The following is a 26,507-nucleotide window of genomic DNA, read 5'->3' as shown; positions in this document are numbered from 1 at the left end:
CGGTCAGCCCTTGGCGAAGTGAATGCTGACGGTGCCTGAACTGCCGAAATCGGCGACGATGGTGTCACCGGGCCGCGCCTCGACCGGCCGCACGAAGGACCCCGAGAGAACCACCTCGCCGGCCGCGATCGACATGCCGTAACGGGCGAGCCTGTCCGCCAGCCAGGCAATGCCCATCGCCGGATGGTTGAGCACGCCGGCGCCAAGCCCGGTCTCCTCGACCTCGGCATTACGCGAGACGATGGCGCCGATCCAACGCATGTCGGCTTCATCGGGTCGTTGCGGCTGCCCGCCGATGACGATGCCGGCATTGGCGGCATTGTCGGAAATCGTGTCGAAGAAGGTGCGCGTCTTCTTCGTCTCCGCATTGACGCGCTCGATGCGCGTGTCGAGGATTTCGAGCGCCGGCGTGATGTAGTCGGTGGCGTTGAGCACGTCGAAGAGGGTCACGCCGGGACCCTTGAGCGGCGCTTTCATGACGAAGGCGATCTCTGCCTCGACACGCGGCTGGATGAAGCGGCCGGCGGGAATCGTCGCGCCGTCGTTGAAGAACATGTCGTCGAAGAGCACGCCCGAGTCCGGCGTGTCGATGGCCAGCGCATACTGCATCGCCTTGGAGGTTAGGCCGATCTTCCAGCCCTTCGGTTTCAGCCCGGCATCGATCTTGCGCGTCACCAGCGCCGCCTGAACGCGATAGGCGTCCTCCATCGTCGCCTCGGGAAAATCGAGGCTGAGCAGCCGGATCTGGCGGCCCGAACGCTCGGCTTCGAACAGCCGGTTGGCGGCGTCTTCCACTTGCTCCGGGGTCATGTCGCTGCCTCGTCGACGACGCTGTTGCGCAACACGCCGATGCCGTCGGCCTCCACCTCGATCACATCGCCCGGCTTCAGCCAGATCGGCGGTTCGAAGCGGGCGCCGGCACCCGTCGGCGTGCCGGTGACGATGATATCGCCGGGCACCAGTGTGGTGAAGGTCGAGACATAGGCGATGATCTTGCGGAACGGAAAGATCATCCGGCTGGTGCGGTCCTGCTGACGCAGTTCGCCATTGACCCGGGTGGAAAGCGTGATGTCGGCGATCTGCGCCTCATCCGTGAACGGCACCAGCCAGGGACCGATCGAGCCGCTGCGGTCGAAGTTCTTGCCTTGCGTGACGTTGAACTTGGCGTGCCGCACCCAGTCGCGGATGGTGCCCTCATTGCACAGCGACAGTGCCGCGATGTGGCCGAGCGCGTCGGTCTCCGCGATGCGCCGGCCACTTTTGCCGATGACGATGACGATTTCGCCCTCATAGTCGAGCTGCGGTGATTCCGGCGGCCGCACCAGCGGCGCGCCGTGGCCGACGAAAGAGCGGGGGAAGCGGATGAACAGCGACGGATTGGCTGGCGCCGCCTGCCCGTCCTTGTACTCCTCGTTGCGGTCGGGATAGTTGACGCCGACGCAGATGATCTTTTCCGGAACCGGGACAGGGATGTCGTAGGCGATGGCGTCGAGCGGGAAATCGGCGGCCAAGGCATCGGCCTCTTCCGCCAGCCGCAGCAAGGCGCCGGCCTCGATCACTTCGCGCAGCGTCGGCCACTGGCCGTGGCGGGCCGACAGGTCGACGACGCCCTTGCTGGTGATCGCTCCATACCGTGCCTTGCCGCCGACGGTGAAGGTGGCGAGCTGTGCCCTGCTCATGCCGCAACTCCGGTGGGCTTCTGCTGGTTTGGAGCTTTACGGCGCCCCCCTCTGTCCTGCCCGACATCTCCCCCACGAGGGGAGAGATTGGATGTCACCTCCGCTTTCGCCAATTTCCGACGCTGCAAGAAAGGCGCCGGCCGAGCTGCCAGCCGATCTCCCCCCAAGTGCGGGAGATGTCCGGCAGGACAGAGGGGGGCGCGAAGGAACGCAGACATCATTTTCGAAACACTCACGGCGCCACAATCGGCGAAGCCGTCAGATCCGACTGGCGCGCCGCAACCCCGGCAAAGCTGCTACCCTCCTCGAACCAGCTCTTCGGCGCCGGCGCGCCCCACAGCGTCTGGCGCTGCGGATCCTTGAGGTCCCATTTGATCGGCTCGAGGTCCGGATCGACCGTCTGATAGTCCGAGCAATAGATCTCGATGCGGTGGTTGTCGGGGTCTCTGATATAGAGGAAGAAGGCGTTGGAAATGCCGTGCCGTCCCGGGCCGCGTTCAATGTTCGGCAGATAGCCAGTCGTCGCCATCAGGTCGAGCAGGTCGATGATGTTGAGCGGCGTCGGCACCCAGAAGGCGACGTGGTGCAGGCGCGGCCCGATGCCGTTTGTGAAGGCGATGTCGTGGACGCCGCCCTTGCGGTGCGTCCACGCCGCCCACAGCTTTCCGCTGCTCGCATCTTCTGTGTATTCGGTGACGCGGAAGCCGAGCTCGTTGTAGAAGGCGACGGACTCGTCGACATTGGGCGAGAAGCAGTTGAAGTGATCGATGCGCAGCGGCTTGACGCCGTGATAGAGCGCGTATTTCTGGTGGATCGGCGGCAGCCGCTCCATCTGGGCATAAAACTCGAGCGGAATGCCGTGCGGATCGCGGGTGCGGAAGGTGCGTGACTGGTAGGGCCGCTCGACCCATTCCACCGGCAGGCCTCTTCCCTCAAAGAAATGCTCGGCCTTGTCGAGGTCCTCCTCGGAGAACAGCTTGAAGCCGAGGTCGCGCGCTTCGGCCGTAGTGGCCTTCTTCAGCACGATGCAATGATGCCCGCGCTCCTCCAATGCCCTGAGATAGATGGTATCGGCGGTTTCGTCGGTGACCTGCAGGCCGAGTGTGTCGACATAGAAGGCGCGGGACCTGGCGAGGTCGGTGACGGCCAGTTCGACATGGCTGAGGCGCACGATGTTGAATTCAGGGTAGAGATTGGGCTTGGGCAAGGGCATTTGATTTCCTCTGATCAGCCGCCGAGTTTCTGGATCGCGTGCGCCGTCGTGGCGAAGGCTATGTTCTTCGTCTCCATGTAGAAGTCGAAGGAATGGTCGCCACCGTCACGGCCTATGCCGGAATTCTTGACGCCGCCGAACGGCGTCGGCAAATGGCGCACATTCTCGGAATTGACCCAAATCATGCCTGCGTCCAGCGCGTCGGTGAAGCGGAAGGCGCGGGTGACGTCCGACGTCCAGAGATAGCCGGTCAGGCCGTATTGCGTGTCGTTGGCCAGCGCCAGCGCTTCCGCCTCATCCTTGAAGGAGATGGCAGTCAGCACCGGCCCGAAGATCTCTTCCTGGGCAATGCGCATCCTGTTGGTGGCGCCGATGAACAGCGTCGGGCTGACATAGCAGCCGCCGCCCGGGCCGGCGAACTTGCCGCCGCCGGCAACGACCACCGCGCCTTCCGATTTGCCGATCTCGATATAGGAGAGCACCTTTTCCTCGTGCACCGGGTGGATCAGCGGACCGACCACCGTTGCGGGATCCAGGGGATGGCCGATCTTGATGCGCTTTGCCTTCTCCGCCACCAGATCGGTGAATTCGTCGTAGACCGACGCTTCGACCAGCAACCGTGACGAGGAGGTGCAGCGCTCGCCGTTCAGCGAATAGATCATGAAGACGGCGGCGTCGGCGGCGCGCTCCAGGTCGGCGTCGGCGAAGACAATCACCGGATTCTTGCCGCCAAGCTCGAAATGGACGCGCTTCAGAGTGTCGGCGCCTTGGCGCATGATCATCGAGCCGGTGCGGCTTTCGCCGACGAAGCCGATCGCCTTGATGTCGGGATGCTCGGTCAGCGCCTTGCCGGCGTGCTCGCCGAGGCCGTTGACGAGGTTCCACACGCCCTTGGGCAGGCCGGCCTCTTCGGCGATCTCGACCAGCAAGCGGGCGGTCAATGGCGAAAATTCAGCCGGCTTATGAACCACGGTGCAGCCGGCGGCCAGTGCCGGCGCGATCTTCCAGGTCGACAGCATGAACGGCGTGTTCCACGGCGTGATGATGCCGACCGGGCCAATCGGCACCCGTGTGGTCATATTGACCTGGCCTGTGGTCCGCAGCGTCTCGCCGTCGCGCGCCTCTGGCGCACGGTCGGCGAAGAAGCGGAAATTCTCGGCACCGCGCAACGCCGCCTTGGCCATGAACTTCAGCGCCTGGCCGGTGTCCATGCATTCGACGAACGCGATCTCCTCGGCGCGCGCTTCGATCGCGTCGGCTATTTTGTGCAGCAGCTTCTTGCGCGCTTCGCCGGGCATCGCGGCCCAGGCCGAAAACGCCGCCTTCGCCGCCTTGGCGGCGCGGTCGATGTCGACGGCACCGCCGCGCGCGACTTTGGCCAGCGGCTTGAGGTCGACCGGCGACAGCGTTTCGAACGTCGTGCCGTCGAGCGCCGGCGCCGCTTCGCCGCCGATCTGGTTCAGCACGCCATCGCGCTTGAAACGGGCCAGATAGGCCTCGGCCTTCTTCAGATTGCCTTGCAGGTCGGACATCTCAGCTTCCGTCACTTGCCGCGCAGTCGCGGGTGGATTGCGTTCTTCTTCCAGCTCAGCACCGGGTCGATTTCCCGGATCTCGAGCGACAGGGCGAAATGCGGTGTCTCGAACAACGCGGCAAGGTGCTCGCTCACCGCCGCGAAGACGGCTTCGCCGGTCCGCTTCTTCTCCTCGGCGCTGCGCCCGATTCCGATGCGAAACGACATGTCGAGGAAGGCGTTTTCCGGCAGCCTGTCGGCCACCGCATAGGCCTCGGCGCGAAACGCCCGCACCCGCACGGCGCCGGTTTCGAACAGCCCGGTGTCCAGCACGGTGCGCAACACCAGTGCGCATAACTCGCCCATATCGACCTTGGCATCGAGATTGGCCGAATACTCGATGGAGAAGTGCGGCACCGCGTTTCGCTCCCCAATCACTTGTCTTGTTGTAGTTAACGCGTTAATTACATGAGGCGCTCATGAAGTCAAGTCTTGCATCGGCCTTGGCGCAACGATACGGGGATGGCTGGAACGGGCTTTCGGTGGGCGGACTCGGCTAAAGGAAGGCCTGTTTTCGATCGCAAGCCAGCGTGGGAGGCTTTTTTTCTTGCTGCCTGAAAACACCCGTCGTTCCCTGCCAATGGCGCTCCTGCACGCCCGCGAAGTGGTGATGGCGCGTTTTCGTCCGATGCTCGCGGCCCACGATGTGACCGAACAGCAATGGCGCGTGCTGCGCGTGCTGAGCGAAGCCGGCCCGGTCGAGGCGACCGAGCTTGCCGATCGCGCATCGGTGTTGCCGCCCAGCCTGACGCGCATCATCAAGGCGCTCGAGGGGCGCAGGTTCATAACCCGCAACAAGGCCGAAGGCGACGGCCGCCGTGTCGTGCTGACAATCGCCCCGGCCGGATCCGCCCTGATCGATGCGCTTTCACCCGAGCGTCGCATCATCTATGACGACATCGAACAGCGCTTCGGCCACGACAGGCTGGAAAAGCTGCTCGATCTCCTGGAAAACCTCATCGACGGCGAGAGCTGACCGTTCGGTCCGGGCGGCATCGCTTGGGCTCACCCGCCAAAGCTGCCAAGCCGCGTCGGCTGCGTATAGTTGCGGTCGACATAGAGCAGCGCCGAGCCGCCGCTGCCGTGCCGGACATCGATGACCCGGCCGATCATGACATTATGCGTGCCGACGATATGCACATCCTCGATCTCGCAATCGAAATTGACGATCGCATCCGACAGTGCCGGCGTGCCGGACGTGAGCGTCTGCCAACGTGCCGCCGAATAGCGTGCTTCCATGTCCCTGGTCGCGCCCGCGAACTTTCCCGCAAGATGCATGTGGTCATGGGTCAGCACGTTGACGCAGAAGCGCCGGTTGGACAGGAACATGGCGGCCTGCGTCGAGCGGCCATTCATGCACACCAGCAGCGTCGGCGGCTCGTCGGAGACGCTGCACATGGCGGTGGCGGTGAAGCCGCCGCGTCCGGCCGGGCCGTCAGTGGTGACGATGTTGACCGGCGCGCAGACCCTCGCCATGGCGTCGCGGAAATCGGCTTTCGAAATCTGCGTGGCCATCTGGGTTCACTCAGCCGGCGAAGCAAGCGGATTGAACCAGGTATCTCCCGTCCAACCGTTCTCGTCATAGTCGGCCATGCAGGTGTCGACCAGCTCTTCCATCGCTTTCAGCCGCCCGCCGCGTTCGGCGCCCTTCAGCACCTGCAGCCGCACCTCTTCCGGCGCCCCGGCATAGTTGAGCTCGTAGAGCGCGTGGCGGCCGCCGAATTCGGTGCCGGTCGCGTCCCACAACAGCTTCATGATCTTGATGCGCTCGATGTGGCCCATGTCGTTGGAGCCGCGCACATATTGCGCGAGATATTTGTCGATCTCGGGATTGTTGAAATCGCGCACCGACGATGGCAGGTAGATCAGCCCCGAGGCGATCACCCGGCGCACGGTGTCGATGACGCGCGGATAGGCTTCCGACATGAAGGTCCGGTAGGCAAGGGCGGCTTCCAGGTTGGGCAGCACCGCGCCGTTCGCCCACGGGATCGGGTTGTACGCCATGGCATTGGAAAAGCTCCAGAACATGTGCCGCAGCGCGATGACCTCGCCCAGCGCCGCCTGGTTGCCGCGGAAGGCATCGCCGCCAGTGGCGCGCAGCGCCTTTGCCAGCAGGCCGGCGAGGAAGTCGAGCTTGACGGCGAAACGCGTGCAGCCCTGGAAGCAATAACCGTGCATGAAGCCGGAAGCCGGATGGAACGATAGGATTTTCTGCGCGTCGCGCAGCACCAGGACGTCCTCCCAGGGGATGAAGACGTTGTCGAGCACCAGGATCGCGTCGTTCTCGTCGAAGCGCGACGACAGCGGATAGTCGAAGGGTGCTGCAACGGTATTGGCCGTCTGCTCGTAGGAGACGCGGCAGAACATCTTTATCCCCGGCGCGTTCATCGGCACGATGAACATCACCGACAGCGACGGATCCTCGGTGACCGTCGCCGAACCCTGCGCCAGGAAATTGTAGTGGGTCAGCGCCGAGGACGTCGCCACCACCTTGGCGCCGGACACGGTGATGCCGGCGTCGGTTTCCCCAGTGATGTGGACGAAGACGTCCTTCACCTGTTCGGCCGGCTTGTGGCGGTCGATCGGCGGATTGACGATGGCATGGTTCATGAACAGCGCCGCTTCCTGGGCACGTCTATGCCAGGACAGCGCGTTGTCCTTGAACGGCCCATACCAGTCGGCATTGGCGCCAAGCGTGTTCATCAGCGCCGCCTTGTAATCGGGCGTGCGTCCCATCCAGCCATAGGACATGCGCGACCACTGGGCGATAGCTGCCTGCTGGGCGACAAGCTCGGCGGAGGATTTGGCGACGCGGAAATATTTGTGGGTGTAGCCGCCCGAACCGGTGTCCGTCGGCGAGGTCAGCGCGTCTTGCTGCTTGGTGTCATGCAGCGCATCATAAAGGCGCGCCAGCGACCGCGCCGAATTGCGCATCGCCGGATGCGTGGTGACGTCGGCAATGCGTTCGCCATTGATATAGACCTCGCGGCCGTCGCGCAGGCTCTGCAAATATTCGGCCCCGGTGAACGGACGCCCCTTGTCGGCACGGAAGTCTTCTGAGCGCATGATGTTCCTCCACTTGCGGTGACGACTGTAGCGCCTGGGCCGGGGATCGGTTATGGACGGAACCACAAAACCGATTGGACTTTTTCCGGCGCCATGAGCCAGAGTTCCATCCCTGACTTCTTCGTCTATGGCGAGCCGGTGCGGCCGCTCGATGTCGGTTTCCTGCATGTCGAGACAGTGCTTGCCCGCAGCAACATCCATCGTGGCGAGGTTCCCGCGCACAAGCATCCGCAGATGGGCCAGATCACCTACTGGACCGGTGGCTCAGGCACCTACCGCATTGAAGACCGGTCATGGGACTTTTCGGCGCCTGCCGTCAGCTTCGTGCCGAGCAATGTCGTGCATGGCTTCTCGATCGGCCCCGGCACCGACGCCATCGTCGTTTCGGTTGCCGATGACGCGCTCGCCGCCATTGCCGGTCAGAGCTTGCTGCCGCTGGACAGGCCGGTGTTTACCGACGGCCCGCCGCACCATACCGCGTGGAAAAGGCTGGCGGCTGTGCTGGAGATGATCGCGGCCGAATACGCCGAGGCGCAAGCCGGCAATGACAAGATGCTACCGGCGCTGATCGCCGTCGCACTCTCCCACATCGCCCGCCTCGGTCCGGACGGGACAACCGCCACAACCTCTTCCGAGGCTTCGCTGGCACTAGGCTTGCGGCGGCTCGTCGACATGCATTTCCGCGACAACTGGCCGGTCGACCGCTATGTCGAGACGCTGGCCACGACACCACATTTGCTCGACAAGGCCGCCCGCACGGTGCGGGGCACCGGCGTCAAACGGGTGGTCAGCGAGCGTCGATTGCTGGAGGCGAAGCGACTGCTGCTGTTCACAGTACGCACGGTCGAGGACATCGCCTATGAGATCGGCTTTGACGACCCCGCCTATTTCTCAAGGGTCTTCCGCGAACGGATCGGCGAAGCGCCGGCCGCCTGGCGCCGCAAGCAGTTGCGGGGGCATTGAGCGGGTGATCTGGATGCGGGCCTTGCGGGAGGTTACGCCGGCGCGTCAGTCCGGTAGACCGGCCTTGCGGAAGCCATCGACGAAATGCTCAAGCGTCGCTGCGTCGCGGAAGGGCTCTGTCGTGGCCCAGTGCCGGGTCGTGAAATGCGGGTTGCCGACGAGGAACAGTTCGACCTCCGCGCGCGCTTCGTCGAGCCGGCCGAGTTGCGCGAGGCTTGCCGCCAGGAAACGGCGTGAGCTTGTCCGATAGGTCTCGTCCCGGCGCAATGTCTCGACAGCGGCTTCGTAATCGCGGGCCGCATATTGCGCCGCGCCGAGGGTCAGATAGTACCAGCTTGACGGAAACGGGTTCAGGCGAAACGCCTTGCGAATATGCTCGAGGGCCTCCTCGACCCGCCCGGCTAGCGCCGCGATGTCGGACAGAGCCGCCCAGGCGTCGGCTTCGTTCGGGTCGAGCTCGAACGCCTTGGCGAACTCGGCATCCGCATCGGTGAAGCTGCGCTCATAGGCAAGCAGGTAAGCCAGGACCCAGCGGCAGCCGGCATCGTTGGGATCGATCGCCACGGCCTTGCGCGCCAGTTCCAGGGCAACGCTGCGGGAAGACTCACTTGGTCCGCCGGAATGCACCGAACCCATCCAGTGGTTCATGGCAAGCCAGCGATACGCCTCTGCATATTCCGGATCGAGCGCCACCGCGCGCGTCAGCATCAGATGCGCTTCCTGCGCCATCTGCGGCGAATCATCCATCAGCTTGCGCGCCCGCACGCAGAGATCGTAGGCCTCCATATTTCTCGGCCGGTTGCGCGGCGGCGGTGCGCGCAGCCGGCCGAGCAGCGCCTCCACGATCTTGGCCGTAACCTCGTCCTGGACGGCGAAGATATCTTCCAGGCCGCGATCGAAGCGTTCCGCCCAGAGATGATCGCCACTCACGGCGTCGACCAGCTGCGCGTTGATGCGCACACGCCCCGCGGCGCGTCGTGCGCTGCCCTCCAGCAGATAGTGCACGCCAAGATCGCCAGCGATCTCACGCACGTCCATAGCACCGAGTTGCGGGCGATGACGAACAGGCCGGATATCCTCGACAGGTCGGTGATCAGGTCTTCCGTCAACCCATCCGCGAAGGAGTCCTGCGCGGGATCGTTGCTGACATTGACGAAGGGCAGCACGGCTATCGATGGTTTGCCGGGTAGCGGCAATGGTTTTCGCTTCGCGTCACCAAGCTGTTGGACGGCCCCCGTGAAGCGGTAGCCGACGCGTGGAACGGTGACGATCCATTCGCCGCCATCCCCAACCGGGCCAAGCAGCTTGCGCAGCTGCGCGATCTGAACGGTGAGGTTGCCTTCCTCGACCGCAGTGCCCGGCCATGCGGCGTCCATCAATTCGGCTTTGCTCAGTATGTCGCCGGGCCGTCCGACGAGCGCCGCGAGCAACTTGAGCCCGCGGTAGCCGACGGCAACGGGCACATCGTTCCGAAGCAGCGTTCCCGCACCGGTATCAAGCACGAACGGACCAAAGGCGAAGCGTGATCCCTGCATAGGGCGCATCTATAGAGCAATTTCAGGAACAGTGTGAAACGGTTTTCCCGGGAAGAGCGCGTAGCGCTTTTCCTCAGGGAATTGCGTCAAAACAAAGAGTTAGGGCAGGTTGCCGGTTCCGAGAATCGGTGAACGGCTCTACCCATTTGGAACTTTTGAGAACTATTTGGGAAGGCTTAATTACGGCGCTGTCCGTAACCTGCAGAATTCGTCCTCTTTCAGGTCGAGGGCCTCCGGACCCTCAAACCATATGGAGGTTGTCATGACCAATATTCTTGAATTTGCCCCGCACAAGACAGCGCGGTCGGGAACGCCCGTGGCGCCGATGGCGCGTCGGCATCTGACGACCCTGCAGAGCATTATTGCAAGCTGGCACGATCGGACCTGGCGCGAGCGGATCCGCTTTCGCTGGGAGCTTGCGCAAATGGCGAGGGACAATCCCTATCTGATCGACGATATCGGTCTGACGGACCGGCAGGTCGAGGCAGAGCTCGCCAAGCCGTTCTGGCAACGATAGCGCGAAGACTGCAAGGGCACCGGATCGCGGCCATGCCATTCGTCATGCTGGCGGCATTGGCTGGGCTGGCCAGCAGTTGTCGGGCGGCGCGGCATGGTCGGCGAACTTTGTGTTCGGTTTCTGAAGCCGGCAGCGAATGATTGGCCGGCAGCGAAGGACTGATAGCAATCGATCCGGGGGCTCAGGAATAGCAGCCGCGCTCGATGGCCAGCCGCCGCACCAGCGCCAGCACGGCATCGATGGTGGGCGTCGGCTTGTCCGTTAGCCGGCCAAGTTCCTGCACCGCCGTCACCAGCGCGTCGATCTCCATCGGCCGGCCGCGTTCCAGGTCCTGCAGCATCGAGGTCTTGTGCTCGCCGACATCGCCGGCGCCCTTGACGCGCCGGTCGACCGCTATGGGAAAGCGCACCCCGAGACTTTCACCGATCGCCTGTGCCTCCAGCATCATGGTGCGGGCCAGCGTTCGGGTTGCCTCGTCGGCAACGATCGCCGCCAGCGTGCTGCCGGTCAGCGCCGAGATCGGGTTGAAGGAGAGATTGCCCCACAGCTTGACCCAGATTTCGCTGCGGATGTCGTCGCGGACCGGAACCTGCAGGCCTGCCTTGACCATCTCCTCGGCCAGAAGCGTGACCCGTTCGCTGCGCTCGCCGGAGGGTTCGCCAAGCGAGAAGCGTTTGCCCTCGACATGGCGGATCAGGCCGGGCGCGTCGACCTCGACGGCGGGATAGACGACCGAGCCGATGACGCGCTGCGGCCCGATCCGCTCCCAGATCTTGCCGCCGGGGTCCACCGCGTTCAACCGCGTGCCTTCCAGCGGCCCGCCGACGTCATGGAAATACCACCACGGCACGCCGTTCTGCATCGTGACGACGGCGGTGTCCGGCCCGAGCAGCGGCGCGATCTGATCAAGCGCAGGGGTGAGGGAATGGGCCTTCAGCGCCAGCACCACATAATGCTGGGCGCTAAGCTCTTCGGCTCTCGCCGCGGCCCGAACGGAAGCCACCGATTCCTGGCCGTCTTCGATCAGGCGCAACCCATTTGCCTTGATCGCATCGAGATGCGCGCCGCGCGCGACGATCGAAAGCTCGGTCCGGCCGGCCATGGCGAGCTTGGCGGCGAGATAGCCACCGATCGCGCCGGCGCCGAAGATGGTGATCTTCATCGTCAAAGTCCGAGTTTGGCGGCAAGCCCGATGCGCTGCAGCTTGCCGGTGGCGCCCTTGGGAATCTCGTCCAGGATCAGGATCTTGCGCGGCACCTTGAAGTCGGCGAGCCGCGTCGCCGCATAGCCGCGGATATCGCTCTCGTTGGCGGCCATGCCTTCGCGCAGCACCACCGCCGCCGCCACTTCCTCGCCGAGCTTGTCATGCGGCATGGCGAAGGTGACGACCTGAGCCACCGCCGGGTGGTCCATCAGCACGTCATCGACCTCGAGCGGCGAGATCTTCTCGCCGCCTCGGTTGATGATCTCCTTGAGCCGGCCGGTGACGCGCAGATAGAAATCCTCGTCCAGCACGCCCTGGTCGCCGGTGTGGAACCAGCCATGCGCGAAAGCCGTCGCATTGGCGTCCGGGTTCTTCTCGTAGCCCGCCGTGACATTGGGTCCGCGAATGACGATCTCGCCGGTTTCGCCGGCTTCGAGCAGCCGCCCGTCAGGCGCCATCACCGCGACCTCCGGTCCGGCGGAGGCGCCGACGCTACCTGGCTTGCGCTGGCCCGGCGGCAGCCGGTTCGACGCCATCTGGTGCGCCGCCTCGGTCATCCCGTAGGATTCGATCACCGGACAGCCGAAGGTCGCCTCCAGTTCGGCCATCACTTGCGCCGGCAGCGACGCCGAGGACGAGCGGATGAAGCGCAGACGCGCTGCCGCCAGCGCCTCGGCATTGCGTGCCGCCCGTGGCAGGATCGCCTGGTGCATGGTCGGCACCGCCGTGTACCAGCTCGGCCGCGCATCGCTCAGCCACTGGAAGAAGCGCAGCGCGTTGAAGCCCGGGGTGCAGTAGATGCTGCCGCCGGCAGCCAGAGAGGAGAGCACCGCCGCGATCAGGCCGTGAATGTGGAACAGCGGCATGATGTTGAGGCAGCGGTCATTGGCCGTCAGGCCGAGCGTCGCACCGATATGGGCGGCCGAGGCCGCGATGTTGGCATGGCTGAGCGGCACCAGCTTGGGTCGCGACGTGGTGCCCGAGGTGTGCAGCAGAAGCGCGATGTCGCCATCCTGCGCCATCTCATCCGCGGCTTGCGGCCCGATCGCAGGGCCCTCGATGGTAAAGCTTCCGGCGGGCGCGTCAGGCAAAGCGACAAGCCGAAGCACGCCGATGCCGAGCCGTTCGGCCACCGTCACCGCCGGTCCAGTCTCGTCCTGCGCCACGAGGATCGCCTTGGCGCCGATATCGGTCAGGTAGAAATCGAGCTCGTCCGCCCGGTAGGCCGGATTGAGCGGTGCCGTCGAGGCGGCTGCCGCCACCGCGACAAAGGCGGTGGCCATCTCCGGCCCGTTGGGCAGCACGATGGCCACCCTGTGGCCCCGACCGATGCCGCGCGCATGCAGTGCGGCAGCTGTGTCGGCGATCAATTCGCGCAGTCCGCGATGCGTCAGCGTGGTTCTCTCGGGCGCCGAAATCGCCGACGCATCATCGGCGCCTGCGGCAAGACGGAGGGAAAGTTCTGCATCGTTTCCAGTATGGGTCATGTCACCGCCTATGTTTCAAGCGACCGCTTACAAAGTCCAGCGGCGATTCCGGCCATCGGGCAAATCGCCTCGGACCGATAGTCGACGTTAGCGCCGCCCCTCATCCGCCTGCCGGCACCTTCTTCCCGTATAGAGACGGGGAGAAGAGGGAGCCCGCACCCTCTGTGCATTTCTCGCAACGCTGGCGATTGGCGAAACCATCGATGAAAGCGTCTTTCTCCCCGTCACTATACGGGGAGAAATGCCCGGCAGGGCAATGAGGGGCTGCGCCAACACCCGGTGATGTAATCGCCCGACTCCGGACCACGCCACCACTTTACCGATCATTTCAATACCCAAGCGCCAAACCATCCTTGCGCGGATCGGAGGCGCCGGTCAGCGTTCCCTTCTCCCAGTCGATCAGCACCACTTGCCCGCCGCCCAACGGGTGATGCGGCTCGGCCACGCGATGGCCGCGCCGGCGCAGGCCCTCGATTGCTTCGGCGGGCACGTTGCGTTCGGCTTCCACGGTATCATCATTGTAGAACACACGTGGCGCATCCAGCGCTTGCTGCGGGTCCATGCCGAAGTCGAGCATGTTGGTCAGCAGATGGACATGTCCGAACGGTTGGTAGCCGCCGCCCATGACGCCGAACGGCATCACCACGCGGCCGTTCCTGGTTGCCATGCCGGGCATGATCGTATGCATCGGCCGCTTGCCGGGCGCGATGGCATTCGGATGTGCCGGGTCGAGGCGGAAGCTTGAGCCGCGGTTCTGCAGCACGACACCGGTCTTCGGCCCGACGACGCCGCTGCCGAACGAATAATAGGTCGAGTTGATGAATGAGACCGCGTTGCGGTCGCGGTCGACGATGGAGATGTAAACCGTGTCGCTGCCTGGCAGGTCCAGGCGCGGCAGATGCGTCATGGCACGCTCGTGATCGATCTCGGCACGCAGCCGGTCGGCATAGGCGCTGGACAGGAGTTGTGCCACCGGCACCGGGACATGATCCTGGTCGCCGACGAAGCGGTCCCGGTCGCGATAGGCCAGCCGCCCCGCTTCGATCTCCAGATGCAGGCGCTCGGCGCCGTTGGGGTCGAGCCCGCCGAGCTTGAAACCAGACAGCACGTTCAACATCAAAAGCGCCGTCAGCCCCTGATTGTTCGGCGGCATCTGGTGGATGTCGTGGCCGCCATAGGAGGTGCTGACCGGCGCCACATAGTCGCCCCTGGTCGCTGCGAAATCCTCGGTCGAATGCAGTCCGCCCAATTCATTGAGCCGACGCACCATATCGTCGGCAACAGCGCCTTCGTAGAATCCGGCGCGGCCATGTTTGGCGATTATCCGCAACGTGGCGGCGAGTTCCGGTTGCCGGTGGACATCGCCGGCCTTCGGCGCTTTACCGCCGGGCAGGAAGATGCGCGCGGCATGCTCGTCGGCCGACAGATCAGTCTCCGGTTCGGCCCAGTCGAAGGCGACGCGGTCATGCACGACATATCCATTCTCGGCATAGTGGATGGCCGGCGCCAGCGCCTCGGCAAGGCCCTTGCGGCCATGGTCCTCCAGCATCCGGGCCCAGGCGTCGACGGCACCCGGCACGGTGACCGCATGCGGTCCCTGCAGCGGGATGCAGTTGAAGCCTTTTTCCAGATACCAGTCGACCGTCGCCTTGGCCGGGGCGCGGCCGGAGCCATTGAAGGCCAGCACGTCGCCTTGTCCCGCAGGGCAGTAGAGCACGAAACAATCGCCACCGATGCCGGTCGACTGCGGCTCGACGACCGCTTGCACGGCGGCGGCGCAGACGGCGGCATCCATGGCGTTGCCGCCGGAGCGCAGCATCTCGATTGCGGCAAGCGTCGAAAGCGGGTGCGATGTCGCGGCAACCGCCTCCGTCGCACGGACCGGCGAGCGGCCGGGAAACTGGAAATCACGCATTCTGTCTGGATATCCCATGGTCACTTGAATCAATTCCTGCGCCCGAACATCTGCCCAACCGACAACAGCACGACCGACAGCACGATCAGGCAGGTCGAGATGGCGGCGATCGTCGGGTCGATCTGGTCGCGCAGCGCGTTGAACATGCGGCGCGTCAATGTCGTCGTATCGCCGCCCGATATGAACAGCGAAACCACCACTTCGTCGAAGGAGGTGATGAAGGCGAACAGCGCGCCCGAGACGATCGAGAAGCGGATCTGCGGCATCGTCACCTGCCAGAACGCGGCGACGCGTCCGGCGCCTAGGCTGCGAGCCACGCGTTCCTGGTTCATGTCATAGGAGCGCAAGCCCGACAGCACGGTCAGCACCACCAGCGGCAAGGCCTGCACGGTGTGCGCGATGACCAGGCCGGTCAGCGTGTTGTTGAGCCCGATCCGCGCATAGAGGAAGAAAGTGCCGATGCCGATCAGGATCACCGGAACGATCAGCGACGCCGTCAGCAGCGCGTTGATGGTGCCGTTGAAGCGCAGCGTGCCGCGGTTGATCGCATAGGCGGCGGCGGTGCCGAGCGGCGTCGCCACCAAGGTCGTCATGATCGCCACCTTGACAGAGACGATCGTCGCGTCGCGCCACTCCAGCGACTGGAAATAGGTCTGGTACCAGCGCAGCGACCATTGCTGCGGCGGGAATTGCAGCAGCGTCGAATCCGAAAACGACATGATGACGATGATGATCGACGGCGCGATCAGGAACAACAGCACGAGGCCGCCGAGGGCGTACAGCCACAGACGTTGCCGGTGCGAGATGGGCAGGCCGATATCCTCGCTCATCGCGAACTCCATACGCCAGTGGCGCGCGCGCCGAGCAGCCATTGGAACAGCCCAAGAAGCGCCAGCGTGACCACCAGCAGCACCACGCCGAGGGCCGCTCCGGCTCCCCAGTTGGAGTAGAGGCTGGTGGTCTGTTCCATGCGCATCGCCCACATGATCACCTTGCCGCCGCCCATCAGCGCCGGGGTGACGAAGAACCCCAGGCAAAGCACGAAGACGATGACCACGCCCGAGGCAAGCCCGGGCAGCGACAGCGGAAAGAAGATCTGCCGGAAGGTGGCGACCGGGCCGGCGCCAAGGTTCATCCCGGCGCGCAGGCAATCGCCGTCTATGGTCTTCATCGAGGCGTAGAGCGGCAGCACCAGGAACGGCAACAAGATATGCGTCATGCCGATGACGACACCGGACAGATTGTTGGCGAGCGACAGCGGCTGGCTGATGACGCCGAGGTCGATTAGCCAGCTGTTGATCAGACCCTTGCGCTGCAGGATCACCAGCCAGGCATAGGTGCGCACCAGGACCGAAGTCCAGAACGGCAGGATGACGAAGATCAGGCAGATCGACGCTGCCCGGCGCGGCAGTTGCGACAGCATGTAGGCCAGGGGATAGCCGAGCAGGACGCAGGCGCCGGTGACGATGAAGGCGACCTTGAAGGTGGTGACGAAGGTCTTGATGTAGGAGGCCTGCTCGAAGAAGCGCGCATAATTGGCGGTGCTGAGGACGCCGGCCTCGTCGAACAGCGACAGCCAGAACAGCCAGCCGATCGGCACGACGATGATGGCAAAGACCAGGAACAGGCTTGGCGACAGCAGCGCCAGCAGCCGCAGCGACTCGCGCCGGGCGTCGTCCCGCAACGACTGCGCATTCAGATCGCCGGCAGATGCGTGCAAGGCAGATTGCGCGCTCATCAGTCTGATGCCACCAGGATCGTGTCCTGCGCGTCGAGGCCGAGGTTGATCGGCTGGCCGGGAGCCGGCATTCTGGCCAGCACGTCGCTGCGGCAATAGTCGCGCAGCGTCAGCTGGCGGCCGTCGCGCAGCGCCGCGTAGCAGACGAAGCTGTCTCCCTGGTAGATGATGTCACCGACCGTCGCATTGATCACATTGACGCCGCTTTGCGGCTCGGCATTTGCCAGCAGCCGCAACTTTTCCGGCCGCACCACCATCAGGTGTTGGCCCGATGCCGGCGCCGGCGCCGCGGTATGGATTCTCCTGTCCTCGTACCAGACGGACCCGTTGCGGCATTCGACCGGAATGAAGTTCGATTCGCCGATGAAGCCGGCTACAAACCGCGTCTGCGGCGTGGCGTAGAGGGTTTCCGGTCTATCGAGCTGTTCGATGCGCCCGCCATTCATCACTGCGATGCGGTCCGACATGGTGATGGCTTCGCGCTGGTCATGCGTGACATAGACGGTGGTCATGCCAAGCCGGCGATGCAGGCTGCGCAGCTCGATCTGCATATGCTCGCGCAGGCCCTTGTCGAGTGCCGACAAGGGCTCGTCCATGAGCACGATGCGCGGCTCGAAGACGATGGCGCGCGCCAGCGCCACGCGCTGGCGTTGGCCGCCGGAGAGCTGGTTGACCCGGCGCTCGCCCAGGCCCTGCAGCTTGACCAGATCCAGCGCCTTCTCGACGCGCTCGGCCGTCTCGGTGCTGGCGACGCCGCGCTGCTTCAGCGGAAAGGCGATGTTGTGGAAGACGTTCATATGCGGAAACAGCGCGTAGTTCTGGAACACCATGCCGATGTTGCGCTTGTGCGGCGGCGTGGTGATGATCTCGTCGTCGCCGACCTTGATGCTGCCGGCATTGGCGCGCACAAAGCCGGCCAGGATCATCAGCAGCGTCGTCTTGCCGGATCCGGAAGGCCCCAGCAGCGTCAGGAACTCGCCGGCTTCGACATCGAGGTTGAGGTCGCGCAGCACCGCTACGCTGCCAAATCGTTTCTCGATCCGGCGCATGCTGATCGGCAGCGCGGATGGCGCAATGGACAAGATCATCGTCTCCTGAACTGAGGCGGCAGAGCAGGGCGAGCGGTTGCGCCGCCCTGCCGTGGTTTGGGTTCTGGCCAGGGCCTATTGCTGGACCAGATTGTTGAACTTTTCCGTCGCCTCGACCAGAGTGTCGCGCCAGAATTCGGCGTCCTGCAGCACCTGCTTCTTGACGTTTTCGGGCGCCGAATTGATGTCCTTGATCCTCTCCTGCGGGATCTTGCCGGTCTCGAAGGCCTTTTCGTTCACCGGCCCGTTGTCGACATAGAGCGGCAGATTGGCCTGCAATTGCGGGCTGACGAACATCGCCAGCGCCTTCATGGCGGCTTCCTTGTTCTTGGCGCCCTTGGGAATGACCATGCAGTCAGCGGTCAGGACACCCTGGTCGAACGAGAAGCTGACCGGCGCGCCTTCCTTCTTCAAGGTGCCGGCGCGGCCGTTCCAGATGCTCGCCATGTCGACTTCGCCGTCCTTGACCAACTGCATGGCCTGGGCACCGGAGGTCCACCAGGCATCGACATGGCCACGGATCTTGTCGACGGATTTCAGCGCGCCGTCTATATCGACCGGATAGACCTTGTCGATCGGAATGCCCTCGGCCAGTGCCGCGACGCTCAGCGTCTCCGTCGCCTGGCTGCCACTCAGCGCGCGCCGTCCCGGAAACTTCTCGACATTCCAGAAGTCGGCCCAGGTCTTCGGGCCTTTGTCGCCGAAAACATCGGTCCGGTAGATGAGCACGACCGAGGTGTAGGAAATGCCGACCCAGTCGTCATGGACCAGCTTCGGGTTGATGCCGCTCTTGTCGATGATGCCGTAGTCGAGTTTTTCGAACAGGCCTTCCTTCGAGCCGCGTGCGCATTCGTCGGCGCCAAGCTCGGTGATGTCCCATTTGACGGCATTGCCGGTGACCTGCAGCCGCACGTCGTCGAGGCCGTTGGTGGTGTCTTCCTTGATGGTGATGCCGAGCGCATCGGCGGTCGGCTTGAAGAACGCCTTGGTCTGCGCCTCCTGGTAGGTGCCGCCCCATGAGGCGACGGTGATGGTATCGCCCGCCATGGCGGGGGCTGCGAGCGACGCCATGAGAGCGGCAACCGCAACAACGCTAACGTTTCTGGTCATGTTCATTTTCGGCTCTCCAACCGGTGTTCCCATTGTTTTCGATTTCGCATGCTATCTTGTATACAATTTTGAGTGTAGCCTAGCGATCGGTGATGTCAACACCGTCCGGCGCGATCGAATTCAGGCGTGTCGAGCAGGGCAAAGATGGAAAGAGACGGCCTCGCTGGGGCGTGGCAAATTACGCCGACTGCGACTACAGCTGTGCGTGTCCCGGCTGAAAGACCGGAGAACTGGGGACGAAACCTTGGCCAAGGAAACCAAAAATACGCTACGCGACTCGGTCTATTCCTCGCTCAAGGCGATGATCGTGACCGGCCAGATTCCACCGGGCTCGCGCGTCACCGAAAGCGACATCGCCGCGAAGCTGAATGTCAGCCGCACGCCGGTGCGCGAGGCCTTCAACCGCCTCGAGCGCGATGGCCTGGTCACCGGCAGGCCGCGCCAGGGCTATGTCGTCACCGAATTCGACATCAGCATGTTCCGCGAGGCCTTCGAGATCCGCGAACTGCTCGACGGCCACGCGACAGAGTTGGCCGCGGCCGTGGCGACGGAGCAGGACAAGGCGCGGTTGCGCGCCATTCTGACTGAGTGCGAGCGGCTGGCCGCCATACCGGATCGCACCACCAGGGAAAAATTCCAGGAGCTCGAGGCCGGCATCGACCTGCATCGCGTCATCGCGCAGATCAGCGGCAATGTCATGCTGCACGGCATGCTGTGCGGCATCCTCGACAAGTGTCAGCACTATGTCTGGACGGAGCTCTTGTGGCTGGACGAATGGAAGATCGCCCGCGACGAGCATGCCGAAATCGTCGACGCGATCTGCGCCGGCGATGCCAGCCGGGCCGGCACGCTGGCGCGCGCCCATGTGCGGGGATCCCGCGACAACGTGCTGCGCCTGCTGCAGGCCAAATCGGACTACCAGAGTTTCCTGGCCAAGGCGTCTTGAACACGCCGGCTAACGGGATGAAGCGCCTGGCAGGCTTTCATTGGCACGCCCGAAGAAGTTCGAACCCCTTAGCGGCCGGCGCCTATCATGGGCTGAGCTCTATGCGCAGCGGCCGGACCTGCGGCCGGCCAACGATAACGGGCGGAGGGGTACAGCCGGCGAGGCCGGCTGCATTCGGCCGCTGGAATGCCATGTCAGCCAGTCGCGTCCTGGTTTTCCAAATAGGCACGAGATGCCAGTGGCTCCTACTTAGCGACGAATATGGATCAGGCTGGCGTCCCCGCCGATCGAAGTGGACCGCTAGGCCTTCGTTGACTGCTGCCAATACAGCGCACCGCTCAAGCTGATCGTCCGACAGCTCGCAATCAGGGACTTTATCTCGAACTGACTGAACTGCCGAAAAGGTCGAGATGATGCGTCCGGGAGCAGAGGAGTCGATATATCCGGCGATAGCGTCAGTGACGTCATCGGGAACAAGAAAGTTGAATTGGCGCGACGTTGTGGAAGCTACGATCCGATTTAGCATTTCGCCTGCTGAAAGCCCCAACGGATATTATCCGCTGCGGACGGTATATCAGCAAGGACTAATGGGCATCGATCGGGTGTTATGCACCGAATTCTAACCTGTCGGAAGGACACGCTGCCTCGTTTCGTTCCGGCGAAGCGCCTTTGGCCCTTCAGCCCTTGCGTTCCTGCAGGCTGTTGCCGCCATCGACCACCAGCAGCGCGCCGTTGACATAGCTGGCGCCTTCCGATGCCAGGAACACGACCGCTGCGGCCACTTCATCCGGCCGGCCGGCTCGCGCCGGCGGCGTATGCAGGGCCGCGGTCCGCTCCATCTCGCTCGACGACCCCGTTTCGATCCAACCGGGGGCCACGGCGTTGGCCGTGATCCCGCTTTTCGCCACTTCGAGCGCCAGCGTGCGGGTCAGGCCGACCATTCCGGCCTTGGCGGCGGAATAAGCGGCGGTGCCTTCGAAGGACACCAGCGGCCCGGTGACCGACGCCACGTTGACGATGCGCCCATAGCCCGCTTCGACCATCGCCGGCAGAAATGCACGGGTGACCAGAAACGCTGTCTTCAGGCTGACGTCGATCCCTTGGTCCCAGTCGGCCTCGGTCATGGAGAGGAACGCCTTGTCGACCGAGGGCGATGCCAGCGAGCCCATGCCGGCATTGTTGACCAGGATATCGACGGTGCCGGCGCTTGCCCGCAGCCGCTCGACATCGGCGGCGACAGTGAGATCGGCGACCAGGGCAGTGGCATCGATGCCCTCGGCACGAAGCTCGGCGGCGCGATCGAGCACACGCGCGCTGGCGCCGGTGAGGACAACGGCATGGCCGGCATGGCTGAGCTGCCGGGCAATGGCAAAGCCGATGCCGTCGGACGCACCGGCCCCGGTGATCAGCGCACGCTTGATGCCGGCAGGGGACTTGGCCAAATCAGCCTCCGATGGTCGCAATCAAAGCACCATAGTCGATGAATGGATTTGGCGCGCCGGATCAGATGAAATTGGTACTGCTGTGTTGTTCGGCGCCTATCAGTTCCAATAGGCTCGGCCATTGCACAGAATGTTGGCGCACCAGTCGCCGGCCGCTGCGCGAACGGCAGATTCGAACCGGAGGCTCAAATGTCAGTTGTCGAGGAAGAAGCTTCGCCCGCGGTCCCCTCACATCCTGAGGAAATCAAATCGGTTTTCGACCTGCGCTTGGGCAAGCATGTTACCTTGCAGGGCAGTGCCAGGATAACGCCGGCAGGCGTGATCAGCGCCGGCATCGCGGTCGCCGTGATGACACTGGCGATGGGTTATCTTGCCTCGTCGACCAGGCGTCGCAGGCAATAGGCGAGACCCAGCTGACGCGCCGGCCGAAAGGAAATTGGGCGCCGCTATATCATTGCTGCGCCTGTTGGTTTCTGAGATCACCCGCTCGGAGTGTTAGGCCCGCTTGGCGGCATGAGCCGACGCTTGGCACCGAGGCGATGAACATCTCAATGGGGCCGGAAGCGACTGTCAGCTTTCAGGCTGGGCAAAACAGCGGCCCTTTGCGTCCAGCGTAGTGCGGACCGCTTTGCGCCGATTCTGTTGAAAGATTCCGACGCACCGCAAAGTCGGCGCCGCGGGGCGGGCCTCTCGTCAGGGCGCAGCATTAGGTGTACCATTTTGGCCCTGTTGCGTCCGGGGCCGGATGATGATCGTCCCTCCATTGAACCGGAAACTGCTGGCGATCCTGGCAGCGGACATGGTCGGCTATTCAAAAGCGATCGAGATCGACGAAGCTGGCACCATCGCACGCCTGAGGGCTATCCGGGCCGATGTGACCGATAAGGCGATCGCTCTGCACCAGGGTCGAATTGTCAAGCTGTTAGGAGATGGCGCACTTGTCGTCTTCGACAGCGTGGTCGATGCGGTGATCTGCGCAGCCGAAATTCAGAAAGCTGTGGCCGTTCGCAATGGTGGATTGCCGGAGCATGAGCGGATTGTGTTCCGCATCGGGATAAATCTTGGCGATGTGGCACTGGTGGATGGCGATGTGTATGGCGACGGCGTCAATATCGCCGCTCGCCTAGAGCAGCTTGCCGAGCCGGGCGGAGTAATGGTGTCAGGTACGGCCTACGACCATTTGCAGGGCAAGCTTGATTGGCCACTCGATTTCGTTGGCGAGCAGCATGTCAAGAACATCAACCGCCCCGTGCGGATGTACCGGGTGAGGCTCGATGGCAAGCGGGTGCGTTGGACCTTACGCAAGGCGATGCCGCGCTGGACCAGGACGGCTGCGGCGGCCGTCGTCGTGGTGCTGGCTCTGGCGGGTGGAGGGACCTGGTGGTTCTTTCAGCCCGCGCCACTGGGGGCCAAGCCGTCGGTCGCGGTGCTGCCCTTCAACAATTATGGCGATGACGAGGTTACCGGTCGTTTGGCCGATGGATTGACTGAGGATATCATCACCGACCTCGCACGGTTTCCCGAACTTGAGGTCGTGGCCCGGAATTCGACGGAAGTTTACAAAGGCAAGCCGGTGGATGCCCGCCAGGTCGCAAGTGCGCTCCATGTCGGCTTCGTGCTGGAAGGCTCTATCCAGCGGCAAAATGGGCGGGTGCGGGTTACCGCGCAGTTGATCGATGCACAAACCGGCAACCATCTTTGGTCGGATCGTTGGGACCGGCCCGCTGAGGACGTGTTCGCCGTCCAGACCGAGATTGCAGAGCAAGTCACCAACCGTCTCGGCAACGGCGTGGGGCTGATTCAGGGAGCGGGGCGGGCTGCGGCGAAGCGTAAACGGCCGGACAACTTGACTGTCTATGATTACTATCTGCTCGGAACCGAAAGGATTGAAAAGATTACCGTAGCGGATGAGGAGGAGGCCATCAGGCTGCTCAACCTCGCTGTCGCGCTGGACCCCGGGTTCGCCCGCGCCTGGGTGGAACTTTATCATGCTCATAACATATTGGCTGGCTTCGGTATCAATCCCGAGAGCGAGATCAAGGCGGCTGCCGATGTAGCCGAACGCGCGGTGCGGCTCGATCCGAGCGACGCCGAGGCGCATGCCGTTTTTGGCATGAGCCTCAAAGAAAAGGGCGACAACGCCCGCGCCAAGGTCGAGCTGGACACGGCCCTCCGCCTCGCTCCGGGTTCGGCCGAAATCCTGACATTCTATTCCGGCTATGCGGCAGGCTTCGACGAACCCGAACGCGGTGCTCAGTTGGTCGACCAAGTTATACGGCTCGATCCGAATTACCCGATGTGGGCAACTAGTTTCTACTCCACGGCCTACTTTATGGCTGGCCGCTATGAGGACGCCGCGAAGATGCTGGAGCGCAAGACGCCCGATAACTACGGCAAAGGGGATTGGGTGGTGCGTAGCAGCTCCCTCGCGGCACTGGGTCGAACCGATGAGGCGAATGCTTCGGTCAGGGAAACCCTCAAACGGTATCCGGACCTGACCGTCGAGGGCCTGGTCAATGAATTCAGCTCGGGCAAGAGGGAACGCGGTCGTTTCATCGAGACAATGCCGCTCGCCGGCTTCCCGCTTTGCGCCAAGCCCGAGGGGCTGGCAAAGCTCGCCAAACCAGTGCGACTACCGGAATGCGAGACGGGGGAGGCGCAGCCTCTCGGGCAGCCATAGAACAGCTCGGCTTGAGTGCTGACCGCCCGGTGAAATGAGCATCTCTACAGTGAAAGCCGGCTCGGCAAGTGAAGTCTGGCCAGTGGCGGTTATGCTGCCCCAGTTGCCCGCTCCAGAACGGTCACTCGTCGAGCCAGTATTGGTGGAGACAGCCGAACTGGCGCGAGGCGACAGATTGGCGCTTGGCGACAAATGCCAGTGCGAAGAGACTCCGGGGCGAGCGGTTCGCTTTCACACCAGGCAGGATCGTGTAACCCTGATCGACCAGTTGCAATTTCAGCTCGCTGAGATGCCGTTTGAAGCCGGTCTCGATTTGGCTCCGAGGGTAGCGCCATCCGTTCCTGCACGCTCGGATCAGAATGTCGGAATACAATTCGGCACTAACGGCTCTCACAGCATCTTCGGAAATCAGCTTGCCGCCAGATTGCGTGCCTTCGGACAAGCACGGTCCAACCGACAGAGGCAGCACCAGCATTGCGGCAAAGATAGATGACTTTGTCATGGACACCTCCTGCTTCCTGAATGGATCGGGATTCTGCGACCCGACCAAACCCCGTCGACAGGAAAGCCTAGAATTGGTGGCGGTCGGATGGCATCGTGCAAATGCAGTGTTTTCGAGATCGCATCTGTAGTATTTTGCCGTGCCGGGTCGGCCACAACTCGTAGCGGATCGGAGACTTGAAGCGATGCTTCGCGCCGTGAGCAATCCTCTGACCAGTCTGTCGGACCGGGAGCGGGTGGTCGCTGCAAAATTTGCCGAGGGGATGACCTACCGTGAAATCGGCGAGACGCTCTTCATAGCGCCGACTACCGTTCGGACCCATCTGTCGGCCATATACCGGAAACTCGATATTCGCAGCAAAGTAGCGCTTGCAAACTTGCTTGCCGACCAACGCGAGCAAGACACGGGCCAGGCATCATCCGGTGGCCTTTCGGTAGAGGCTTCTGGGCCAACAGTCGTTGCGGTTCTCCCTTTCGACAATCTGAGCGCGGACGAGCGATGGAACCGCTTGGCCGATGGCTTGTCGGCGGACATCATGGTCGACCTCGCTCGCTACCCCGACCTTGCGGTCATCGCCCGCCAGACCATGCTCTCGTACAAGGGACGGCGCGATGACGTGCTATCCATCGGGCGGGAACTGAATGCGGATTATCTACTTGAGGGGACCTTGCAGGCGGCAGCACAGCAGCTGCGGATCTGCGTCCAACTCGTCGACGCGCGCACTGGAGTCGATTTGTGGACGGCCCGCTATGATCGATCAGCGGAAGACCTGTTTGCGATGCAGGACATGGTCACCGAAAACGTCGTCAACGTCCTTGCTAGCTGTTGCGGCAAGCTCGCAAAACTTCGACGCGATGTTGTCCGCCGAAAACACCCCGCCAGCCTACGTGCCTATGACTACTATCTGCTCGGCGTCGAGCAGCACAATTTGTACACGCACGCTTCGAATGCGGAAGCGGTGCGGCTTCTGACGCGTGCCATCGAGCTCGACCCTGGACTTGCCAGAGCCTGGACAGTACTGGGGCTGGCGCATGCCGTCGCCGCCATCAATGCGTTTACCAACGACCTTTCCGCCGCAAAGGAGCAATGGAAACTGTGCCTCGAACGAGCTTTGGTGCTCGACTCGGGTGATACCCATGCACGCATATGTCTAGCCGAGCTTCGAGCCTTGCAGGGCGATCTCGATGCCACAGCAAGAGAACATGATCTTGCCTTGGCGGCCGCCCCGCACGATGCCGATACCCTCGCCTTGCTTGCCGGAGGAAAGGCGTTCGTGACAGGCGACCCGCGGGAAGGATATGAACTGGCGAAGCGCGCGATCCGTCTCAATCCGTATGTTTCCTGGTACTATAGCATGCTTGGCCGATCGAGCTTCGTTGTAGGTCTCCACAGGGAGTGCCTGACCGCGTTCAGCCAAGCACCGCCGGACTCGCCTGCAACGCTGCTGTTCCAGGCCATGGCGCACGCCATGCTCGGTGAAACACCTCAGGCAATAAAGATTGCCAACCGGTTGGCGAGAGAATTTCCAAACACTTCGGCCGAAGGGTTTATCGGCTCCTATCCAGTCACCAATCCTCCCGCTATTGCCGCGATCCGGGAGGGTGCCCGCCGCGCGGGGCTGGCAAGCTTCAATTGAGATACCATTGCGGAGACCTCGTCGAGACCAGGCGAATCCTAGCCACAATGTTGATTGCGTATGGTGCCGTAGAGGCTGTCGGCTACGCGCAGGCGCAAAATCTGCTCACAATCATCGCACCAGTGTCCGGTCAGACTGCCGATGGGACGCTCTCCTTTTCCGGGAAGGCTTTCGTCAACAGCATTACACGGCGCGGAACTATTAGCGGACAGA

23 protein-coding genes and 1 pseudogene are annotated in these 26,507 nt (G+C 63.3%); 7 read left to right on the top strand and 17 right to left on the bottom strand.

Features of this window, described 5'->3' with window-relative positions; genetic code table 11:
• Positions 1-3: 3 nt before the first annotated feature.
• The 5 genes from hpaH to AC1D0I_RS03955 form a co-directional block, all read right to left on the bottom strand.
• Positions 4-810, bottom strand: a complete 807-nt coding sequence (hpaH, locus tag AC1D0I_RS03975; protein ID WP_477393196.1) for a 2-oxo-hept-4-ene-1,7-dioate hydratase — start codon at positions 808-810, stop codon at positions 4-6.
• A complete protein-coding gene (locus AC1D0I_RS03970; RefSeq protein WP_477393194.1) occupies positions 807-1,679 on the bottom strand; it encodes a fumarylacetoacetate hydrolase family protein in 873 nt (290 codons plus the stop codon). Before AC1D0I_RS03970 ends, hpaH begins: the two co-directional genes overlap by 4 nt.
• Before the next feature lie 232 nt (positions 1,680-1,911).
• Positions 1,912-2,892: a 3,4-dihydroxyphenylacetate 2,3-dioxygenase gene (gene hpaD / locus AC1D0I_RS03965; RefSeq protein WP_477302805.1), complete on the bottom strand. Its 981-nt coding sequence runs from the start codon at positions 2,890-2,892 to the stop codon at positions 1,912-1,914.
• 14 nt (positions 2,893-2,906) lie between these two features.
• Positions 2,907-4,424, bottom strand: a complete 1,518-nt coding sequence (hpaE, locus tag AC1D0I_RS03960; protein WP_477393192.1) for a 5-carboxymethyl-2-hydroxymuconate semialdehyde dehydrogenase — start codon at positions 4,422-4,424, stop codon at positions 2,907-2,909.
• Between the two features lie 11 nt (positions 4,425-4,435).
• On the bottom strand, positions 4,436-4,822 hold the full coding sequence (locus AC1D0I_RS03955) for a 5-carboxymethyl-2-hydroxymuconate isomerase (protein WP_477393190.1): 387 nt from the start codon (positions 4,820-4,822) through the stop codon (positions 4,436-4,438).
• Positions 4,823-5,045: 223 nt separating this feature from the next.
• Between AC1D0I_RS03955 and hpaR the strand changes: the two genes are divergently transcribed.
• Complete coding sequence (gene hpaR / locus AC1D0I_RS03950; protein ID WP_477225557.1) at positions 5,046-5,441, top strand: homoprotocatechuate degradation operon regulator HpaR; 396 nt, start codon at positions 5,046-5,048, stop codon at positions 5,439-5,441.
• 29 nt (positions 5,442-5,470) lie between these two features.
• On the opposite strand, the gene AC1D0I_RS03945 is transcribed toward hpaR, so the two are convergent.
• Both AC1D0I_RS03945 and AC1D0I_RS03940 read right to left on the bottom strand, forming a co-directional pair.
• Positions 5,471-5,980, bottom strand: a complete 510-nt coding sequence (locus tag AC1D0I_RS03945; protein WP_095083603.1) for a flavin reductase — start codon at positions 5,978-5,980, stop codon at positions 5,471-5,473.
• A gap of 6 nt (positions 5,981-5,986) precedes the next feature.
• On the bottom strand, positions 5,987-7,531 hold the full coding sequence (locus AC1D0I_RS03940) for a 4-hydroxyphenylacetate 3-hydroxylase N-terminal domain-containing protein (RefSeq protein ID WP_477393188.1): 1,545 nt from the start codon (positions 7,529-7,531) through the stop codon (positions 5,987-5,989).
• A gap of 93 nt (positions 7,532-7,624) precedes the next feature.
• On the opposite strand from AC1D0I_RS03940, the gene AC1D0I_RS03935 reads away from it, so the two are divergent.
• Positions 7,625-8,494 (top strand): helix-turn-helix domain-containing protein, encoded by an 870-nt coding sequence (locus tag AC1D0I_RS03935; RefSeq protein ID WP_477393186.1) that lies wholly within the window; start codon positions 7,625-7,627, stop codon positions 8,492-8,494.
• Positions 8,495-8,539: 45 nt separating this feature from the next.
• Here the strand turns inward: AC1D0I_RS03935 and AC1D0I_RS03930 are convergent.
• A pseudogene (locus AC1D0I_RS03930) lies at positions 8,540-10,038 on the bottom strand (winged helix-turn-helix domain-containing tetratricopeptide repeat protein).
• A gap of 253 nt (positions 10,039-10,291) precedes the next feature.
• Here AC1D0I_RS03930 and AC1D0I_RS03925 point away from each other — a divergent pair.
• Positions 10,292-10,546 (top strand): DUF1127 domain-containing protein, encoded by a 255-nt coding sequence (locus AC1D0I_RS03925; RefSeq protein ID WP_095083595.1) that lies wholly within the window; start codon positions 10,292-10,294, stop codon positions 10,544-10,546.
• A gap of 181 nt (positions 10,547-10,727) precedes the next feature.
• Here AC1D0I_RS03925 and AC1D0I_RS03920 read toward each other — a convergent pair whose 3' ends face one another.
• The 7 genes from AC1D0I_RS03920 to AC1D0I_RS03890 all read right to left on the bottom strand — a co-directional run bounded on the left by AC1D0I_RS03920 (position 10,728) and on the right by AC1D0I_RS03890 (position 19,094).
• Positions 10,728-11,708 (bottom strand): 2-dehydropantoate 2-reductase, encoded by a 981-nt coding sequence (locus AC1D0I_RS03920; protein ID WP_477393184.1) that lies wholly within the window; start codon positions 11,706-11,708, stop codon positions 10,728-10,730.
• Between the two features lie 2 nt (positions 11,709-11,710).
• Complete coding sequence (locus tag AC1D0I_RS03915) at positions 11,711-13,237, bottom strand: acyl--CoA ligase (RefSeq protein WP_477393183.1); 1,527 nt, start codon at positions 13,235-13,237, stop codon at positions 11,711-11,713.
• 328 nt (positions 13,238-13,565) lie between these two features.
• On the bottom strand, positions 13,566-15,152 hold the full coding sequence (gene ggt / locus AC1D0I_RS03910) for a gamma-glutamyltransferase (protein WP_477393181.1): 1,587 nt from the start codon (positions 15,150-15,152) through the stop codon (positions 13,566-13,568).
• 29 nt (positions 15,153-15,181) lie between these two features.
• Positions 15,182-15,982, bottom strand: coding sequence for an ABC transporter permease (locus AC1D0I_RS03905; protein WP_457151103.1), 801 nt, complete (start codon positions 15,980-15,982; stop codon positions 15,182-15,184).
• On the bottom strand, positions 15,979-16,890 hold the full coding sequence (locus AC1D0I_RS03900) for an ABC transporter permease (protein WP_477302788.1): 912 nt from the start codon (positions 16,888-16,890) through the stop codon (positions 15,979-15,981). Before AC1D0I_RS03900 ends, AC1D0I_RS03905 begins: the two co-directional genes overlap by 4 nt.
• Positions 16,890-17,972, bottom strand: coding sequence for an ABC transporter ATP-binding protein (locus AC1D0I_RS03895; protein ID WP_477393270.1), 1,083 nt, complete (start codon positions 17,970-17,972; stop codon positions 16,890-16,892). The genes AC1D0I_RS03900 and AC1D0I_RS03895 overlap by 1 nt, the downstream gene beginning before the upstream one ends.
• Positions 17,973-18,053: 81 nt before the next feature.
• Positions 18,054-19,094, bottom strand: a complete 1,041-nt coding sequence (locus AC1D0I_RS03890; protein WP_477393179.1) for an ABC transporter substrate-binding protein — start codon at positions 19,092-19,094, stop codon at positions 18,054-18,056.
• Positions 19,095-19,332: 238 nt separating this feature from the next.
• Here AC1D0I_RS03890 and AC1D0I_RS03885 point away from each other — a divergent pair, with 238 nt between their 5' ends.
• Entirely contained in the window at positions 19,333-20,034 is a 702-nt protein-coding gene (locus AC1D0I_RS03885; RefSeq protein WP_095083584.1) for a GntR family transcriptional regulator, read from the top strand.
• Positions 20,035-20,711: 677 nt separating this feature from the next.
• Here AC1D0I_RS03885 and AC1D0I_RS03880 read toward each other — a convergent pair.
• Positions 20,712-21,476: an SDR family NAD(P)-dependent oxidoreductase gene (locus AC1D0I_RS03880; protein WP_477393177.1), complete on the bottom strand. Its 765-nt coding sequence runs from the start codon at positions 21,474-21,476 to the stop codon at positions 20,712-20,714.
• Positions 21,477-21,665: 189 nt separating this feature from the next.
• Between AC1D0I_RS03880 and AC1D0I_RS03875 the strand changes: the two genes are divergently transcribed.
• Together AC1D0I_RS03875 and AC1D0I_RS03870 are read left to right on the top strand one after the other, a co-directional pair.
• Complete coding sequence (locus AC1D0I_RS03875; RefSeq protein WP_095084346.1) at positions 21,666-21,878, top strand: hypothetical protein; 213 nt, start codon at positions 21,666-21,668, stop codon at positions 21,876-21,878.
• Positions 21,879-22,224: 346 nt separating this feature from the next.
• Entirely contained in the window at positions 22,225-24,156 is a 1,932-nt protein-coding gene (locus AC1D0I_RS03870) for an adenylate/guanylate cyclase domain-containing protein (RefSeq protein WP_477393268.1), read from the top strand.
• Between the two features lie 121 nt (positions 24,157-24,277).
• Here AC1D0I_RS03870 and AC1D0I_RS03865 read toward each other — a convergent pair whose 3' ends face one another.
• A complete protein-coding gene (locus AC1D0I_RS03865; protein WP_477393175.1) occupies positions 24,278-24,658 on the bottom strand; it encodes a hypothetical protein in 381 nt (126 codons plus the stop codon).
• A 184-nt stretch (positions 24,659-24,842) separates the two neighbouring features.
• On the opposite strand from AC1D0I_RS03865, the gene AC1D0I_RS03860 reads away from it, so the two are divergent.
• A complete protein-coding gene (locus AC1D0I_RS03860) occupies positions 24,843-26,294 on the top strand; it encodes a LuxR C-terminal-related transcriptional regulator (protein ID WP_477393173.1) in 1,452 nt (483 codons plus the stop codon).
• Positions 26,295-26,507 lie beyond the last annotated feature (213 nt).

The sequence above is a fragment of the Mesorhizobium sp. P2_D1 genome (assembly GCF_056404455.1).
This window is presented reverse-complemented; position numbering and strand designations above follow the sequence as displayed.